The 17464-nt window shown below is 75.3% G+C and carries 15 protein-coding genes; 5 read left to right on the forward strand and 10 right to left on the reverse strand.

Annotated elements, in window-relative coordinates:
• Position 1: 1 nt before the first annotated feature.
• Together BLT67_RS07905 and fgd are read left to right on the forward strand one after the other, a co-directional pair.
• Positions 2 to 4348: a proline dehydrogenase family protein gene (locus tag BLT67_RS07905; RefSeq protein ID WP_157674274.1), complete on the forward strand. Its 4347-nt coding sequence runs from the start codon at positions 2 to 4 to the stop codon at positions 4346 to 4348.
• A 22-nt stretch (positions 4349 to 4370) separates the two neighbouring features.
• Positions 4371 to 5378, forward strand: a complete 1008-nt coding sequence (gene fgd, locus BLT67_RS07910; protein WP_092666512.1) for a glucose-6-phosphate dehydrogenase (coenzyme-F420) — start codon at positions 4371 to 4373, stop codon at positions 5376 to 5378.
• 292 nt (positions 5379 to 5670) lie between these two features.
• On the opposite strand, the gene BLT67_RS07915 is transcribed toward fgd, so the two are convergent.
• The 7 genes from BLT67_RS07915 to BLT67_RS13840 all read right to left on the reverse strand — a co-directional run bounded on the left by BLT67_RS07915 (position 5671) and on the right by BLT67_RS13840 (position 12535).
• Positions 5671 to 6147 (reverse strand): hypothetical protein, encoded by a 477-nt coding sequence (locus BLT67_RS07915; protein ID WP_157674275.1) that lies wholly within the window; start codon positions 6145 to 6147, stop codon positions 5671 to 5673.
• A gap of 50 nt (positions 6148 to 6197) precedes the next feature.
• Positions 6198 to 7466, reverse strand: coding sequence for a DUF58 domain-containing protein (locus BLT67_RS07920; RefSeq protein WP_157674276.1), 1269 nt, complete (start codon positions 7464 to 7466; stop codon positions 6198 to 6200).
• Between the two features lie 74 nt (positions 7467 to 7540).
• Entirely contained in the window at positions 7541 to 8536 is a 996-nt protein-coding gene (locus tag BLT67_RS07925; protein WP_092666515.1) for an AAA family ATPase, read from the reverse strand.
• Positions 8533 to 8970, reverse strand: coding sequence for a hypothetical protein (locus BLT67_RS07930; RefSeq protein WP_092666516.1), 438 nt, complete (start codon positions 8968 to 8970; stop codon positions 8533 to 8535). The genes BLT67_RS07925 and BLT67_RS07930 overlap by 4 nt, the downstream gene beginning before the upstream one ends.
• 29 nt (positions 8971 to 8999) lie before the next feature.
• Entirely contained in the window at positions 9000 to 9665 is a 666-nt protein-coding gene (locus BLT67_RS07935; protein ID WP_157674277.1) for a DUF4129 domain-containing protein, read from the reverse strand.
• Positions 9666 to 10121: 456 nt separating this feature from the next.
• Positions 10122 to 11429 (reverse strand): FtsX-like permease family protein, encoded by a 1308-nt coding sequence (locus BLT67_RS07940; protein WP_092666518.1) that lies wholly within the window; start codon positions 11427 to 11429, stop codon positions 10122 to 10124.
• Positions 11426 to 12535, reverse strand: coding sequence for an ABC transporter ATP-binding protein (locus tag BLT67_RS13840; protein ID WP_092666519.1), 1110 nt, complete (start codon positions 12533 to 12535; stop codon positions 11426 to 11428). The genes BLT67_RS07940 and BLT67_RS13840 overlap by 4 nt, the downstream gene beginning before the upstream one ends.
• Before the next feature lie 155 nt (positions 12536 to 12690).
• Between BLT67_RS13840 and BLT67_RS07950 the strand changes: the two genes are divergently transcribed.
• On the forward strand, positions 12691 to 13524 hold the full coding sequence (locus BLT67_RS07950; RefSeq protein WP_092666520.1) for a CPBP family glutamic-type intramembrane protease: 834 nt from the start codon (positions 12691 to 12693) through the stop codon (positions 13522 to 13524).
• 95 nt (positions 13525 to 13619) lie between these two features.
• Positions 13620 to 13988, forward strand: coding sequence for a VOC family protein (locus tag BLT67_RS07955; RefSeq protein ID WP_092666521.1), 369 nt, complete (start codon positions 13620 to 13622; stop codon positions 13986 to 13988).
• 55 nt (positions 13989 to 14043) lie between these two features.
• Here BLT67_RS07955 and BLT67_RS07960 read toward each other — a convergent pair whose 3' ends face one another.
• The gene (locus BLT67_RS07960) at positions 14044 to 14736 is read right to left on the reverse strand and encodes a GNAT family N-acetyltransferase (protein ID WP_092666522.1); all 693 of its coding nucleotides are present in this window, start codon (positions 14734 to 14736) and stop codon (positions 14044 to 14046) included.
• 63 nt (positions 14737 to 14799) lie between these two features.
• On the opposite strand from BLT67_RS07960, the gene BLT67_RS07965 reads away from it, so the two are divergent.
• Positions 14800 to 15744, forward strand: coding sequence for a nucleoside hydrolase (locus BLT67_RS07965; protein WP_092666523.1), 945 nt, complete (start codon positions 14800 to 14802; stop codon positions 15742 to 15744).
• Positions 15745 to 15752: 8 nt separating this feature from the next.
• Here BLT67_RS07965 and BLT67_RS07970 read toward each other — a convergent pair whose 3' ends face one another.
• Positions 15753 to 16223: a GNAT family N-acetyltransferase gene (locus BLT67_RS07970; protein ID WP_092666524.1), complete on the reverse strand. Its 471-nt coding sequence runs from the start codon at positions 16221 to 16223 to the stop codon at positions 15753 to 15755.
• Positions 16220 to 17389, reverse strand: a complete 1170-nt coding sequence (locus tag BLT67_RS07975; protein WP_092666525.1) for a MalY/PatB family protein — start codon at positions 17387 to 17389, stop codon at positions 16220 to 16222. The genes BLT67_RS07970 and BLT67_RS07975 overlap by 4 nt, the downstream gene beginning before the upstream one ends.
• Positions 17390 to 17464: the final 75 nt, after the last annotated feature.

Here is a 17464-nt window from a genome sequence, read left to right on the forward strand (position 1 = left end):
CATGACCGACCAGCGCAGGGATGACGACTTCGACGCGCTCATCGCTGAAGGCATCGAGCGGGCGCAGCGCGATCACGCGCACGTCACGCCCGAGGAGCGCGCCGACGACATCCGGCAGCTCGGCCTCGACGGGCCGCTCGAGGTGGTCGACGAGCAGGACGCCGACGACGAGCCGCTGCAGGCGCCCCCGCTGCCCGACTCCGGCCCCGCGTTCGAGATCGACGACGCGACGTGGGCGGCCGCGCAGCAGCCCTACCGGCCGGTCGAGGTGCCGGGGCCGTGGCCCGCGCAGGCGCCGCCCGTGACCGGGTGGTCGCTGTCGCAGGACATCGTCGACGTGCCGACGGTGCAGATGGATGCGGCAGAGCTCCAGGCGGAGCTCCAGGCCGCGACGCCGCCTGCGCCCGAGCCGGAGACCGAGCCGGTGCGGCAGCCCGAGCCGGTGCGGCAGCCCGAGCCGACGCCGGAGCCGGTGCCCCAGCCGACGCCGGAGCCCGTGCGCCAGCCGGCGCCTGAGCCGGCGCCTGAGCCGGTCGCGACGCCGGACATCACGCCGGTCGCCGAGCCCGAGCCGGAGCCGCAGCCCACGCGGGTCGCCGAGCCCGAGCCTGCGCGAGTCGCGGAGCCGCAGCCCGCCCCGGTCACTGAGCCCGAGCCGGAACCGCAGCCGGTCGCCGAGCCGGTGCGGGAGCGGGTGGCCGAGCCCGCACCCGCGCCCGTCCCGCAGCCCGCGCCCGTTCCGCCGCGCGCCCCGGCCCCGCACCCCGCACCCGTCGCGAACCCTGCAGCGCCCGCGCCGGCCGCCGCATCCGCCCCCCTCACACCGCCGCGCACCGAGGACCCCCGCGCGCTCGCGGCCGTCGAGCGCGTGGCCGGCTGGGTCGAGCGGCTCGCCGGCGACGCCGGCCACCGGCGCGACAAGGCCGAGGAGCGGCTCGCGGGGCTGCTGCGCGACCCGGAGGGGTACGAGTTCGCGCTCGGCTTCGTCGACCGCGTGCTCCGGCCGGAGGATCCGCGGGTGAGCGCCCGCAGCTTCGAGGAGCTGAGCCGCGCGCTGCCGGGCATGCTCGACTGGCACCGCAGGCTCGGCGCGACGCTCGGTGGCGGCATGGGCATCGTGAGCCCCAAGCTCGTCATGCCCGTCGTCAAGAAGGGCATGCGCGACATGGTCGCCCACCTCGTGCTCGACGCGACGCCGGCGAAGCTGACCAAGGCGCTCGCGCGGCTGCGCGCCGACGGCACGCGCGTCGGCGTGACGCTGCTCGACGGCGGCGCCGCGGTGGGCGCGCAGGAGGCGGACGAGCGGCTCGAGGCGATCACGGCGCTGCTCGAGCGCGACGACGTCGACGGCGTGACGCTGCGCGTGACCGACGTCGTGCCGCAAGCGCGTCTGTGGGCGTTCGACGAGACCGTCGAGCGCGCCGTCGACGCGCTGCTGCCGCTGTTCCGCCACGCCGCCCGGGAGGCCGGCTCGCCGCCCCTCACGCTCGGCGTGGAGGGGCAGCGCGACCTCGACCTGACCGTCGCGGTCTTCGAGCGGCTGCTGTCGCGGCCCGAGCTCGCGCGGCTCGAGGCCGGCGCGACGGTGCCGACCTCGCTGCCGGGCGCGCTCGCGGCCTACCGCCGCCTCGCCGCCTTCGCGCGCGGGCGCCGCGCCCAGGGCGGCGCCGGCATCCGCGTGCGGCTCGTGAAGGGTGCGCACCTCGCCACCGAGCGCGTCGAGGCGGCGCTGCACAGCTGGCCGCTCGCGACGCTGCCCTCGAAGCAGGCGACCGACGCCAACTACGCGCGCGTGCTGCGCGAGGCGCTGCTGCCCGACAACGCGTTCGCGGTGCGGCTCGGCGTCGCGACGCACAACCTCTTCCACCTCGCGTACGCCGCCGAGATCGCGCGCGAGCACGGCACCCATCAGCGCATGGACGCCGAGCTGCTGCTCGGCATCGGCGCCGACCACCGCGACGCGGTGCGCGAGCTCTTCCCGCAGGTCGTGCTCACGGCGCCCGTCGCGCGGCCCGCCCGCTTCGCCGACGCCGTGCCCTACCTGCTGCGCCGGCTCGACGAGCACGCCGACGGCGACGGCTTCCTCTCGGCGATGGCCGAGCTCGGCGACCCCGCGGTGCTGCAGCGCGAGCGCGACCGGTTCCTCGCCTCGCTCGAGCACCTGCGCCGCGAGGACGCCGCGGGCGAGCTCCCGCCGCCGACCCGCACCCAGGATCGCTTGGGCGACCTCGCCGCGTCCATGACGCATCCGGCCGGCTTCGCGCACGAGCCCGTCACCGACGTCACGCTGCCGCAGAACCGCGACTGGGCGCGCCGGGTCGTGCGCCGAGCCGGCTCGAGCGAGCTCGGGCTGCGCACGGTCGACATGAACCGCATCGAGGACTGGCCGACCCTCGAGCGCCGCATCGATCGGGCGGCGCAGGCCGGTGACGGATGGGCTGCCGTCGGCGCCGAGGCACGCGCGGCCGCGCTGCGCGATGCCGCCGAGGCGCTGGGCGCCTACCGCGGGCGGCTCGTCGAGATCGCGATCGCCGAGACCGGCACGACGATCGCCGACGCCGACGCCGAGGTGTCCGCGGCGATCGACGCGGCGCGGCTGCACGCCGAGCACGCGCCGGGGCTCGAGCAGATCGAGGACGCCGTCGCGACCCCCGTGCCGCTCACCGTCGTGCTCTCGCCGTGGAGCTCGCCCGTCGCCGCGGCCGCCGACGACGTGACGGCGGCGCTCGCGACCGGCTCCGCCGTCATCCTGCGCCCCGCGCCGCAGGCCGCGCGCACCGCCGCGGTGCTGTGCGAGGCGCTGTGGGAGGGCGGCGTGCCGCGCGACGCGCTCGTGCTGTGCGAGGTCGCCGACGACGCGCTCGTCGAGCGGCTCGCCGCGCACCCGGCGGCCGGGCGCGTGCTGCTCACGGGCGACGACGGCACCGCGGCGCGGCTGCGGCGCGCGCGGCCCGACGGCGGGCTCCTCGCCCGCACCGGCGGCGTCAACAGCATCGTCGTCACGCCGTCGGCCGACCTCGACCAGGCCGCCGACGACATCATCGCGAGCGCGTTCGCGCGCGCCGGGCAGAGCCGGGCCGCCGCATCCGTCGTCATCCTCGTCGACACCGCGGGCGACTCCGAGCGCTTCCGCGCGCGCCTCGTCGACGCCGCGGCCGCCCTCCACGTCGGCTCGCCGCTCGACGTGCGCACGCAGGTGGGCCCGCTCGTCGCGCCCGCCGACGGCCCGCTGCTGCGGGCGCTCACGACCCTCGAGGACGAGGAGGAGTGGCTGCTCGAGCCGAGGCGGGCGGATGCGTCGGGCCGGCTCTGGACGCCCGGCATCCGCGACGCGGTGCTCCCCGAGCACCTGCCGGCGCAACCGCTCCACGGCCCGCACCTCTGGATCGTCGAGGTCGACGACCTCGACGAGGCGATCGAGGTGCAGAACGGCACGGGCACGGGCCTCGCCGCGGGCATCCACTCGCTCGACCCGCACGAGGTCGCCCACTGGCTCGACGAGGTGCGCGCCGGCAGCGCCTTCGTCAACCGGCCCATCACGGGCTCGATCGCCCACCGGCAGCCGTTCGGCGGCTGGCGCAGCTCGCAGGTCGGCCCGGGCACCCACGCGGGCGGGCCGAGCCGGCTCATGCCGCTCGTCGACTGGGCGCCGGTCGAGCGGGGCCCGCGCGCCTCGGTGCGGCTGCACGGCCTCGACAAGCGGGTCTCCGAGCTCATCGAGGCCGCGACCCCCGCGCTCGACTTCATCGAGTTCGACCGCGTGCGCGCCGGCGCCAACAGCGACCAGACGGCGTGGGAGGCCGTGCTCGGCGGGGCGCGCGAGCTCGCCGACCTCGGCGTCGAGCGCAACGTGCTGCGCCACCGGCCCGCCGACGTGCTCATCCGCGTCGCCGAGGACGGCTCGGTCGCCGATCTCGTGCGGCTGCTCGCCGCGGCCGCCCGCACGCGCGCGATCGTGCGCCTCTCGACCGCCGTCGAGGTGCCCGCGGGCGTGCTCAAGCTCTCGCGCCAGGCGATCCCGCACGTGCGCATCGAGGAGCTCGTCGAGGAGTCGGATGCCGGCTTCCGCGCGCGCATCGCATCGGGCGAGGCGCTCGCGGCGGTCGAGAACGAGGATGCGCTCGGCCTGACCCGCACGACCGAGCCGCTGCGACGCATCCGCCTCGTGGGCACCGACGCGGCGCTGCTGCCGGCGCTCGCCGAGCATCCGCAGGTCGCCGTCTACGACGGGCCGGTGACGACCGAGGGGCGGATCGAGCTGCTGCCGTTCGTGCGCGAGCAGTCGATCGCGATCACGGCGCACCGCTTCGGGCTGCCCGATCCGACGATGCTGGGGCTGCCGCTGTAGCGGGCCTGCTTGACTGGGCGGCATGCGGTACGGATACAAGGCCAGCGCCGAGCAGTTCAGCCCGAGCGAGCTGCTCGACCTCGTCGTGCTCGCCGAGCGGGTCGGCCTCGACAGCGCCTTCATCAGCGACCACCTGCAGCCGTGGCGGCACGAGGGAGGGCACGCCCCGAACGCCGTCGCGTGGCTCGGCATGGCGCTCGAGCGCACCGAGCGGCTCGTGCTCGGCACCTCGGTGCTCACGCCGACGCTGCGCTACCACCCGGCGGTCGTCGCGCAGCAGTTCGCGACGCTCGGGCAGGTGCACCCCGGCCGGCTCATCCTCGGGGTCGGCACCGGCGAGGCGCTCAACGAGCAGGCGATCGGCGTCGAGTACCCCGAGCTCGCCGAGCGCTTCGCGCGGCTGCGCGAGGCGGTGCGGCTCATCCGCCGCCTGTGGAGCGAAGAGCGCGTCGACTTCGAGGGCGACTTCTACCGCCTGAACGGCGCGACCATCTACGACCGGCCGGATGCCGCCGACCCCGCGCAGCGCATCCCCATCTACGTCGCGGGCGGCGGCCCCGCCACCACGCGCTACGCCGCGCGCTTCGCGGACGGCCACATCTGCACCTCGGGGAAGGGCGACGAGTACTACCGCGACACGATCGTCGCGAACCTCGAGGAGGGGCTCGCGAAGGCCGAGCGCGACTCGGCCGAGGTCGACCGGATGATCGAGATCAAGGTCTCGTACGACCGCGATGCCGACGCCGCGCTCGAGAACACGCGCTTCTGGGCGGCGCTCTCGCTCTCGCAGGAGCAGAAGCACGCGGTGCACGACCCGATCGAGATGCAGCGCCTCGCCGACGAGCTGCCGATCGAGCAGGTCGCGAAGCGCTGGATCGTGGGGTCGGATGCGTCGGCCGTCGCGGGCGCGATCGCCCACTACGCAGAGCTCGGCTTCACCCACCTGGTCTTCCACGGGCCGGGCGGCGACCAGCGCCGCTTCCTCGAGCAGTTCGCCGAGGACGTCTTGCCGCTGCTCCCCGCCCGCTGACGCGCCCCGCTGGTCGAGCGCGCCGCCCTGCCCCGCTGGTCGAGGAGCGCGCGCCGCAGGCGCTCGCGTCACGAGACCACGCCGCCCCATCCGCTCGTCGAGTAGCCCGCGCAGCGGGCGTATCGAGACGGACCCCCGCGGTCTCGATACGCCGCCTGCCGCGGCTGCTCGACCGGCGAGGGAACGGTGCATGCCGCCGCATGCCGCCCACCCCGCCGGTCGAGGAGCGCGCGCCGCAGGCGCACGCGTCACGAGACCACGCCGCCCCGCGCCGCTTGCAGCACCGCCGAGGTCACGTGCGCCGCAGCCGCCCGACGACCACCCAGCACAGCACGGCGAGCGCCGCGACGGCGCCGACGACGAGCCACGGCACCGGTGCCGCACCCTCGAGCGCGAGGGCGAGCGCCGCAGCGCCTTGCGCGACCGCCTGCACCGCGAGGAAGCCCGGCACCGCATCCCGCAGCACCGCGACCTCGATGCGCGCTCGCCACGAGACGGCATCCGCGACGACGCCGATGCGCAGCGCCGCGTGGGTGAGCAGCACGAGCACGGGCAGCTGCCATCCCAGTTCGCCACCCACCGCGAACATTCCGACGAGGGTACCGATCGCCGCGATGAGCAGGATCGGATGCGGCCAGCCGGCCACGACGGCGCCCGCCACGAGGCAGACCCAGAGCTCCGGGACGCCGAGCACCGCACCGGCCGCGCCGCACAGCGCGAGCAGCGTCAGCCGCAGCACGAGCGCCGGCACCGATCGCTCGGTCTCCAACGAGGTCGCCGGCGCATCGGCGGCTCGGCGGCCCGACCACGTCGGCGCGCTCACCGGGGCGCCCGCTGCCGGTCGCGCGAGAGCAGCTCGAGCGCCGCTCGAGCCCCGACCGGCTCGGGTCGGTCGTCGTCCCACCGCACCACCGAGGCGCCCGCGCGACGGAGCGCCTCGAGCCGGTCGTCGCGCCGAAGCGCCACGAGGCGATAGGCCATCGCCGTGCGGCTCGTGACCTCCGCACCGCGCGCGGTGGGGAGCACGTCGACGGCGACGACGCGGTGACCGGTGCGCCGCCACTGCAGCGCCACGGCCATCGCCTCGTCGTCGAGGAACGTCGAGAGGATGATCACGAGCGCGCCCGAGGGCACCTGCGGGGCGCGCACGCGCGCTCGCGGGGCGGTGCGCTCGGGTGCGGCGAGCGCGAGCCGGCGGATGATCCGGTCCAGGTGCCGACGACCGCCCGCGGGCCGCACGGGGCGCTGGCGCAGGCCGAGATCCTCGAGACCCACACGATCGCCCTGCCGCAGGTAGCTGTCGGCGAGCGAGGCCGCGGCCTCCCGCGCGATGTCCAGCGACGTCGCGTCATTCGGGTGCACGTCGCGCCCGCCTGCCCACGTGCCGACATCGGGCCCGACCTCGTCGCGGGAGTCGATCACGAGCACGACCGTCGCGTCGGCTGTCGACTGCGTGCGCCGCACGTAGAGGTCGCGGAGCTCGCCCGCGACCGTGCCGCGGCGCGCGCTCGCGCGCCAGTCGATGCGGCGCAGCCGATCTCCCGGGGCGAAGAGGCTCACATCGTGCAGCTCCGTGCCGTCCCCGATGCGCCGCGCCGCGTGAGGACCGACGAGTCCTTGCAGGCGCGGCGGCAGCGGCAGCGCGCCGAGCCGGCGCGGCTGCGGCAGCACGAGCGCGGCCGTCGGCCCCACGGTGACCACGTCGCTGACCGCACCCTGCTGCGCCGCGAGCCCGAGCACATCCACCTGGAACACCCACCGCTCGCCCGTGCGCGGGCTCGCGGTGCGCAGCGGCAGCGTCCGTGCCTCGCCAGGTACGAGCCGCACGAGGCGCTCAGTCGGGCGCGTGCCCGGGCCGGATGCCCTGACGCGCGCGGCGTGCGCGCCCAGCGGCGCCACTATGGTCACCGCGCTCCGCACGCCGGATCCTGCGGCCGTGCTCGTCGGGGGCTGCAGCTGCACGGAGAGCGACCCGGCGGGTCGACGCTCGGCGGCCGCGGCGCTCATGATCATCGGGGCCACGCCGAGCGCGGCGAGCTCGGCGCGACCGGTGAGCGCCCCGATCAGGAGCGCGAGGACACCGAGCATCAGGCCGGCCGTCACCGCCGTCGACGGAGCCCAGGCAGCGGTGCTCGCGCGGCGGCTCGTGCGAGGCGGTGCGTTCACGACACCGAAGGACGGGTCGCAGGCCCGGGCACCGCATCCAGCAGCGCCGCGACGACATCCTGCGCCTGGGTGCCGCCGGCCCACGATGCTGCGGTGAGCGTGAGTCGGTGCGCGAGCGCGTGGACCGCGACCGCCTTGACGTCCTCGGGCAGCGCGTAGTCCCGTCCGTCGAGCACCGCGAGCGCACGGCTGACGAGCAGCAGCGCCTGCGAGCCGCGCGGCGACGCGCCGACCTCGACCGCGCTGTGGACGCGGGTCGCGGATGCGAGGGCGACGCAGTAGGCGACGAGATCAGAATCCACCTCCACGGCTTCGACGCCCGCCTGCATCGCGAGCAGCTGGTCGGCCGTCACCACCTGCCGCACGTCGGCGCGCTCCCGCCGCCGCCCGAGCCGCCGCGCGAGCACGTCGGCCTCGGCCGCCGCCGTCGGATAGCCGACGGCGAGGCGCACCATGAAGCGGTCGAGCTGCGCCTCCGGCAGCGGGTACGTCCCCTCGTACTCGACCGGGTTCGAGGTCGCCACGACGTGGAACGGCGCGGGCAGCGGGAAGCTCGTGCCCTCGACAGAGACCTGTCGCTCGGCCATCGCCTCGAGCAGCGCCGACTGGGTCTTCGGCGCCGTGCGGTTGATCTCGTCGGCGAGGAGCAGTCCGGTGAACACCGGGCCCGGGCGGAATGCGAAGCCTGCGTCGGCGGGGTCGTAGACGTAGGAGCCGGTGATGTCGGCGGGCAGCAGGTCGGGCGTGCACTGCAGCCGCCGGAAGTCGAGCCCGAGCGCGGTGGCGAGCGAGCGCGCCGCGAGTGTCTTGCCGACCCCCGGTACGTCTTCGAACAGCACGTGCCCGCCCGCGAGGATCGCGGCGAGCGCGAGCCGCAGCGGCTGCGCCATGCCGACGACCGCAGTGCCGACCTCGCGCAGCACCTCGCCACCGAGGTCTGCGATGCGGGCGACGGGCATCGGCGCGAGGGTCGGGGCGGGCGGATGCGTCATGGACGGTCTCCTTGCAGGGTCTCGAGGGAAGTCAGGCAGTCGTCGAAGGCGCGGCTCGTCGGGGGTTCGAAGGCGCGCAGGGTGCGGAGGCCGCGGGCGCCGAGCGCCGCGGCGACGGCATCGTCGTCGTCTGGGTGGATGCCCGCGGTGCGCAGGCAACCGGCTGCGACTGCGCGGAGCTCGCGCATGCCCTGCTCCGTCACGCGACCGTCGCGATCGATGATCGACCAGGAGAGCTGGGCGATCTCGTGCCGCTGGCCGCCGCTGCGGCCACCGCCGGGCAGCTGCGGCAGCGACGGCTCCCGGCCGATGTCCGCACGGCCGATGAGTGCGCCGAGCACGGCGACGGCCGCGCCCGCGAGGGCGATGTTCGCGGGCTCGAAGGCGAGCAGCAGCATGACGAGCCCGACCGTGCCGGCGGCGAGTCCTGTCATGGTGAGTGGCAACCGCCTCACCGCGCCCCTCAGTGCCCCGCGAGGCGCTCGAGGCAGCGGCGCGCCTCGTCGACGTCGCCGCGCGTCATCCGGTCGGAGCGCGCGAACCGCGCGCGGTGGAACAGCCCCAGCAGTGTGCGGATGGTGTCGGCGTCCGCGTGGGTAGAGCGGAGCACGGATGCGGTGAACTCCGTCGGCGTCGCCGCGGGTGCCCGGTGCACGCCCGAGTCCGCGGCCGCAGCCTCGAGCGCGAGCCAGGCGGCGATGATCGCGTCGTCAGCGTCGTCGCGCTCGGCGAGCACGGCACGGGCCGCATCGACGCCCTGGCGGAGCGCCGGGAGGTCGGGTTCTCCCGCCTCGGCCACATCGTGGTCGGTCGTGGGGCGCGTCGTGCTGGCGACATCGCGGATGCGTGCGCGGGCGGCCCCGCGGATGAGTCGCAGCAGAACGGCGGCGACGACGATCGCGACCAGCGCCACGACGAGGACGACGAACCACGACACCGGCTGGCTCGTGTCGATCGGATCACCCGGCGGCGGCGTCTCCGCCGACGGCGTCTGGGTCGGCGCGGTGGTCTCGCTCGGCGCGCTCGGCGGCCCGCCGTCGAGCTCGCCCATCCGCCACGGTCCCGTGAGCGCGGCTCCCGCGACGACGGCGAGCGACACGAGCGCGGCGCTCGCCGGGAGCAGCCACACACCGCTCCCTGCAGCACGTCGCGGCCCGTCGCCTAGGGGTCCGTAGCGTCCGCGCATGCCGCCACGATATAGCCGGGGCCCTTCCTGTCCCTCGCCGACGCCGCCCGAGTCTGGGCTGGCGCGACGAGACACGATGGCGGGTACGGCGAAGGGCGAACGGACTCTTGCTCCCCGTACGAAGCGCGCTAGCGTCACCCAAAATCGATCCAAGGAGGAAGTTTTGTTCAAGCGCAAACTAGCGGCAGGAGCAGTTCTCGGGATGTTGATGGTGGTCGGCCTTCCGGTAGCCGCCCATGCGGCGGGTGACGCCAGCATCAACTGTGGGCGCACCGTCTGCGGCAACCTCATCTAGCGGAAAGCATCTCGGGTCGGGCGCGCGCAGAGTAGCGCGCGCCCGACCTCTTGTTTATTCCGCAGGGCATGGCGGCCTGCTCGTGACAATCGAGGCGAACGCCCCTACGCCGGCGCCGCCTCCGTCGCGACCCGCCGCACGAGCGGCAGCGCGCACGCCGTCGCGCCGAGCGTGACGACGACCGCCCCGACCGCCATGAGCATCCACGTCACGATCGACGCGGGGCTCTGCACCCACAGCATGAACGTGGGCAGGATGAGCAGCAGCGCCATGCCGGCCGCGCCGCCGACGCCGATGAGGAGCGGCAGCAGCACCTGCCGCACGATCGCGCCCTGCATGACCGGCAGGTCGACGCCCATCCGGTGCATCGCCTGGTGCTCGCGCCGCTGGTCGAGCACCTTCGCCGACTGCGCGATGCCCGCGAGCACCGCGCCGAGCACGCCCGCGATCGCGATCGTCAGCACGGCGCCAGTCGCCATGTCGTCGCTCATCGGGTCGCCGGCACCCGCCATCGCGGGCGCGAGGGACGCGAAGCCGCCCGCCATCACCGCGATCGCCATGGCGCCGACGATGTTGAAGGCGCCCCGCGGGTCGTCGACGACGCGCCGCGCGGCGAGCAGGGCCGCGGGGCTGCGCGCGCCCTTGGCGACGAGCCACGCGACGCCCTGGATGACGAGCGGCCCGATGAGGGAGTACGACAGCAGGACGATCGAGATGAGGGCGATCGAGAAGGTCAGCTCGACCGGCACGAGGTCGAGCACGACCACCACGACGTAGGCGGCGACGACCGCCACGAAGCCTGCGATGCGCCACAGCGAGAGCCGCTTGGGCGAGACGCGCTGGGCGACGCCGAGCGGCGTCACGTGCACGCGCTGCAGCGACGCGAGCGCCGCGACGAGCGCGATCAGCACGACCGCTCCCGCGGCCGCGCCCCACACCCACGCGGGCGGCAGCAGCTCGGCGACCGTGAACGGCAGCCCCTGGAACTCGATGCGCGCGATGCCCGGCGTCACCGCGAGCGCGAGCGCCGCACCGACGAGCACGCCGACGAGCGCCTGCGCGACGGCGTCGAGCACCGCCATCGCGGTCACCTGCCCACGCGTCGCGCCCGCGAGGCGCAGCGCCGCGAGCCGGTCGTCGCGCCGCGCGATCGCGAGCCGCACGGCTGCCTGCGCGAGCGTCCACACCGCGGGCAGCAGGAGCGCCGCCGCGACGAAGGCGAGCATGAGCACGAACGAGCCGAGCGACTCCTCGACCCGCCCCTCGACGAGCCGCAGCCGGAAGGCGTTGACGCCGCCGAGCACAGCGAGCAGCGCAGCGGTCGCGAAGGCGAAGGCGGTCGCGCTCAGCACGTCGGTCGCGCGCGGGCCGGTGGCGCGCAGCAGCCGCGCCCACAGCAGCACGGCGCTCATCGGTTCGCGCCCCGGTGCTGCGCGCTCTGCTGGATCCACTGCTGCATCGGGTTCGCGACCCGCTGCTGGCCGTAGGTCGGCGCGGAAGGGGCGGGGGCGGATGCGCCGTGGGGCGCCGGGTGCGCCGCCCCGTACGGCGCGGGGTGCGCGGGCGCCTGCGCCGACCAGCGGGACGGATGCGTGGAGCCGGCGGCGAGGTGGGCGTGGTCTCGTGACGCGTGCGCCTGCGGCGCGCGCTCCTCGACCGGCGAGGGGAACGTGAGCGCCTGCGGCGCGCGCTCCTCGACCGGCGGGAGTGACGCGAGCGCCTGCGGCGTCCGCTCCTCGACCGGCGGGTGGAACGCGGACGCCTGCGGCGCGGACTCCTCGACCGGCGGCACAGCGGGAGCCGGCGCCCCGTCGCTCACGATCCGGCCGTCCTCGAGCCGCACGACGCGCGAGCACGCGGCGGCGACCTCGGGGTCGTGCGTGACGACGACGAGCGAGGCGCCGTGGCCGAGCGTCGCGCCGATGAGCAGGGCCATGACGGCCTGGCCGGTCGCGCGGTCGAGCGCGCCGGTCGGCTCGTCGGCGAAGACGATGCCGGGCTGCCCGACGAGCGCCCGCGCGATCGCGACGCGCTGCGCCTGCCCGCCGGAGAGCTCGCCCGGCCGCCGATGCAGCATCGCACCCAGCCCCAGCCGGTGCAGCAGCGCGCCCGCGGCAGCCTCGGCGCCGACGCGCGAGCCGCCGCCGAGCATGAGCGGCAGCGCGACGTTCTCGATCGCCGGCAGCTCGGGCAGCAGCTGCCCCGACTGGAAGACGAAGCCGAAGTCGCTGCGGCGCAGCCGCGTCCGCGCGCCGTCGCGCATCGTCGCGAGATCCTGCCCGCGCCACACGACGCGGCCGTCGGCGGGCGCGACGATGCCGGCGAGCACGTGCAGCAGCGTCGACTTGCCCGAGCCCGACGGGCCCATGATGGCGACGGCCTCGGGGCCGTCGGCGCCGATCGTGAGCGAGACGTCGGCGAGCGCGGGGGAGGCCGACGCGCCCTCGCCGTAGACGTGCGTGAGCCGGTGGGCTTCGAGCCGGTTGGTGTGCGGGGCGGGGTGCGGATCGTTGTGCATGGCTCCATCCGAGCGCGCAGAACGCGCGTGCGGGCCGCCTTTGCATCGCGCGACCGAGCGCGGATCATCCGCTGGGATGACGGGCGCCCCGCCCACGTCGCCCGCGCCGCCGACACCACCGCCGCCGCCCAGCCGGGCATCCCTAGGCTTGAAGCGTGACGATCGCGGCGACAGGCACCACCACGCGACCGATCGCGATCGTGCCCGCCGCGCTCGTCACGCTCGCCGCCGTCCTGCTCTTCTGGGTGCTGACCGACTGGGGCTACGTGCCGCTCGTCGCCGGCGTGATCGGCGGCATCCTCACCGACCGCGCCGGCGCCTCCCGCAAGCTCGGCCAGGACCTCTCGGTCATCGCGATCGCGCTGACCTGGATCTCGACCATCTCGCTGCACGCCGACATCTCCGACGCGGGCATGATCCGCTTCACGCTCGCGCTCGGCGGCGCCGTGATCCTGCCGTACGCGATCACCCGCTGGGGCTTCAAGGACCGCACGATCCGCTTCCCGTGGGCGGGCGGCCGCTGGTCGCGCCGCATGTGGGTGTACCTCGTGGTGGTCGTCTTCGCCGCCTACCTGATCCTGCCGTTCTACTTCCTGACCTCCGGCGTGTACCTCAACTGGCCCGCCGTGCAGGACTGGAGCATGATCGCGCGGCTGTTCGTCGGCGTGAACGCCGTCGGCCTCTGGGACGAGCTGTTCTTCATCTGCACCGTCTACACGCTGCTCATGCGCCACTTCCGGCCGTGGCTCGCCAACATCCTGCAGGCGGGCATCTTCGTGTCGTTCCTGTGGGAGCTCGGCTACCAGGCGTGGGGGCCGCTGCTCACCATCCCGTTCGCGCTCGTGCAGGGCGCCATCTTCACCTGGACGAAGAACCTCTTCTACGTCGTCACCGTGCACCTGCTGTTCGACGCGATCGTGTTCCTCGTCATCGTGCACGCCCACCACCCCGAGGCGCTGCCGATCTTCCCGCTCGTGCACGGGTTCTGAGCCTGCGGCTCCGCCGCGGCGGCTCGGCCGAAGCGGGCGAGCAGGGCGGATGCGGCGGGTTCCGCCCGTGGGCGCCGTCGCGTAGCGTGCCCCGCATGGCCATCGCACGCTACCCATCGCTCGTGATCGACTGCCCCGACGCCCCCGCGCTCGCGAAGTTCTACGGCGCCCTCCTCGACTGGCCCGTGCAGACGGGCAGCGACGGCAACGACACGTGGATGGAGATCCGCGCCGACTACGGCCAGGTCATCTGCTTCCAGCAGGTCGAGGACTACCGCGCGCCGGTGTGGCCGACGCAGGAGCACCCGCAGCAGATGCACCTCGACGTCGAGGTCGACGACCTCGACGAGGCCGAGGCGGCGACGCTCGCGCTCGGCGCGACGAAGCACGCGTTCCAGCCGGGCGAGACGTTCCGCGTCTTCCTCGACCCGGCCGGCCACCCGTTCTGCCTCTGCATCAGCTGACCAGTCGAGCTGCCGACCCGCCGACGCGCGCCGCCGCTGCGCCCGCGCGGCCCCCTCAGCCCAGCGCCACCGACGCCTGCATGCCGAGCCGCGTGAAGCCGAGCCGGTCGGCGAGCCGCAGCGACGCCTCGTTGCCGACGCGGCAGCGCCACTGCGCGACGAGCCCCGCGTCGACCGCCTCGCGCACCGCCCGCGCGGCCGCCGCGGTGCCGAAGCCGCCGCGGCGGCGGCCGGGCGCGGTCGCGACGCCGAGGTGGGCGACCGCGCCGTGCCACGGCTGGTAGCCCGCGACCGCCGCCGCGGCGTCGCCGTCGCGCACGGCCCAGCGCCGCTCCATCGTCTGCACGCCGGCCTCGTCCCACTCGTCCTCGGCCATCGAGGCGCCGACGGCGGCGACGTCGAACGAGGTCGCCGGCACCGCCTCGCGGTCGGGCAGCGGCGGCCGCGCGCCGGTGAAGAGCAGGTGCGCCGAGCCGATCGGCCGCGCGCCCGGCAGCGCCGCGGCGATCCGGTCGGCGTCGAGCAGCGCCTCAGCCGACACAGCACCGAGCGCCGCCTTCGCGCTCGGCGGTGCGGCCACGACGGTCGCGGCGCCGAGCCGCACGACGACGACGGCATCCAGGTCGTCGCGCTCGACGCGCGTGAGCCCCGAGCCCTCGAGGGCAGCGGTCGTCGTGCCGAGCGCCTCCGCCCACGCGGCGCGCAGCCGCACGCCCTCGCGCTGGGGCACATCCGGGTCGCCGAACATGGCACCCAGTGTCGACCCGCATCCGTGCCGCGCCGGGTGCCACGCCCGGCCTAGGCTCTTCCGGTGACCACTGTGCTGCTCGACGTCGACACGGGCATCGACGACGCCCTCGCCATCCTCACCGCCGCGCTCTCGAACGAGATCGACCTCGTCGGCTGCACCGTCACGTGGGGGAACGTCGACGTCGAGCAGGGGGCGCGCAACACCTCCGAGGTGCTGCACCTCGCGGGCCACGGCGACGTGCCGGTCGCGATCGGCGCCGCCGGCCCCCGCGACGGGCGCCCCGCCGTCTTCTCGCCCGAGGTGCACGGCGCCGACGGGCTGGGCGGATGCGCCGACACGGCCCACGTGCCCGCGCTCAGCCCGGAGAGCGCGGTCGAGCTCATGCTGCGGCTGAGCCACGAGCACGCCGGCTCCCTCGAGATCGTCGCGGTCGGGCCGCTCACGAACCTCGCCGCGGCGCTCGACGCCGACCCGACGCTGCCGGAGCGCATCCGGCAGGTGACGATCATGGGCGGTGCGGCGCTCGCCCCGGGCAACGTGAGCGAGACCGCCGAGGCCAACATCTGGCACGACCCCGATGCCGCGCAGGTCGTCTTCGACGCGCCGTGGGAGCTCACGATGGTGGGGCTCGACGTGACGATGACGTCGCTCATCACCGACGAGCACCGCGCGCGGCTCGCCGCGGGCGGCGAGATCGGGCGGTTCTGCGACCGCATCCTCGACTTCTACCTGCGCTACTACGAGGGCTACACGGGCGAGCGTGCCTCGGGCAACCACGACGCGCTCGCGCTCGCGGTCGCGACGGGCCTCGTGCGCACGACGCTCTCGCCGATCGTCGACGTGCGGGTCGACTGCTCGGACGGCCCGGCGCGCGGCCGCACGGTCACCGAGCTCGAGGGGGAGTGGGGCCAGTGGCCCGAGCCCGAGGGCGCGCGGCACCGCGTCGTGATGGAGGTCGAGCCGGGCTTCGAGGAGCGCATGGTCGACCTGCTCGCCGGCGCCTGACCCGCGCGTCAGTCGAGCCGGTACAGGTGCTCGACCACGTCGCGGCCGAGGCCCGGCGCGAACGAGGTCTCCTCCCCGTGCCGCACGAACCCGCAGCGGCGCAGCACCGTCGCCGAGCCGCCGTTGTGCGCGGCGACGCGCGCGTGCAGCGGTCGCGTGCGCTCGACCTCGAGGAACGCCTGCAGCGCGGCGCTCGCGATGCCCCGGCCCCACTCGGCCGGATCGACCCAGTAGCTCACCTCCCGGTCGCCCTCGATCGTGAAGCTCGCGATCGTGCCGACGAACCGGCCGTCCGCCTCGATCGCGAGCATCGTGTTCTCGGGGTTCGCGCGCACGCGCCGGTAGTGGGCGTCGAAGGCGGCGCGATCGCTCGGGTCCTCGCGCGTGAACGCCGCGAGCTCGACGGCCGAGGCGTCCCGCTCCCAGGCGAAGAGCGTGTCGAGGTCGTCGTCGGCGAGCGGCCGGAGGCTGATCCTCACGCGACCGCACCCATCCGCCGCACGGCCTCGACGATCACGTCGGGTCGCGTGCCGAGGTTGCACCGCACGTGGTTCTCGCCGCCGGTGCCGAAGGCCTCGCCGGCGCTCAGGCCCACGCGCGCCTGCTCGAGGAACGCCTTCGCGGGGCCTGCCGAGAGGCCGACGTAGCCCGGGTCGGCGCGCGCATCCGGATCGGCGACGCGCGTGCCGCGGCAGTCGAGCCACGCGAGGAAGGTCGCCTCGCCCGGCCGCCAGCGGATCGTCGGCGCGTGCTCGGCGAGCGCGCTCGCGAGCAGGGCGCGGTTGTCGCGCAGCCCCGCGAGCACGGCGTCGAGCCAGTCGCGGCCTTCGTCGAACGCGGCGACGTGGGCGATGGATGCGATGTGCGAGGGGCCGTGGCTCACGACCTCGGCGATGCCCGCGAGATCCTCGCCGGTCCCGGCGCCGCCGACGATGAGCGCGGTGCGCAGCCCCGCGAGGTTGAACGCCTTCGACGCGCTCGTGAGCGACAGGCCGCGCGGGTCGACGCTCCAGTAGGGCGTGAACGTCGCGTCGAACGTGAGCGGCGCGTGCACCTCGTCCGAGATCACCCGCACCCCGTAGCGCGCGGTGACCTGCGCGACCGCCTCGAGCTCGGCGCGCGTGTGCACGATGCCGGTGGGGTTGTGCGGGTTGCACAGCAGCAGCACGGCGCCCGCGTCGCCGGCGCGAGCGCACGCATCCTCGATCGCGGCCACGTCGAGCCGCAGGTCGTCGCCGAGCGGCGCCTCGACGACCGCGCGCTCGGCGTGCCGCGAGTAGGCGTGGAACGGCGGGTAGACGGGGCTCGTGACGATCACCGAGCCGCCCGGCGGCGTCAGCAGCCGGATGAGCTCGAACGCGCCCATCATCACGTCGCTCACGAGCGCCGTGCGCGGCACGTCGACGGTCGCGCCCCAGCGGTCGTCGGCGAAGCGCGCGAACGCCGCGGCGTAGGCGGTGCCGGCGGGGTAGCCGGTGTCGCCGCGCCGCATCGCGTCGTGCACGGCGCGCGTGACCGCCTCGGCCGGCAGCACGTCCATCTCGGCGACCCACATGGGCAGCACGTCGGGCTCGAAGAAGCGCCACTTGATGCTCGTGCGCTCGCGCAGCTCGGCGAGGGGCACCTGCTCGAACGGGTTCGTCATGCGGCCATCCTGCCGTCCGTCGACCGGTTCTGGGCGCGTTCGAGCCCGATGAGCGCTCGACGGCCGCGAGGACCG

It is taken from the genome of Agrococcus carbonis, assembly GCF_900104705.1.
Lineage (GTDB): Bacteria > Actinomycetota > Actinomycetes > Actinomycetales > Microbacteriaceae > Agrococcus > Agrococcus carbonis.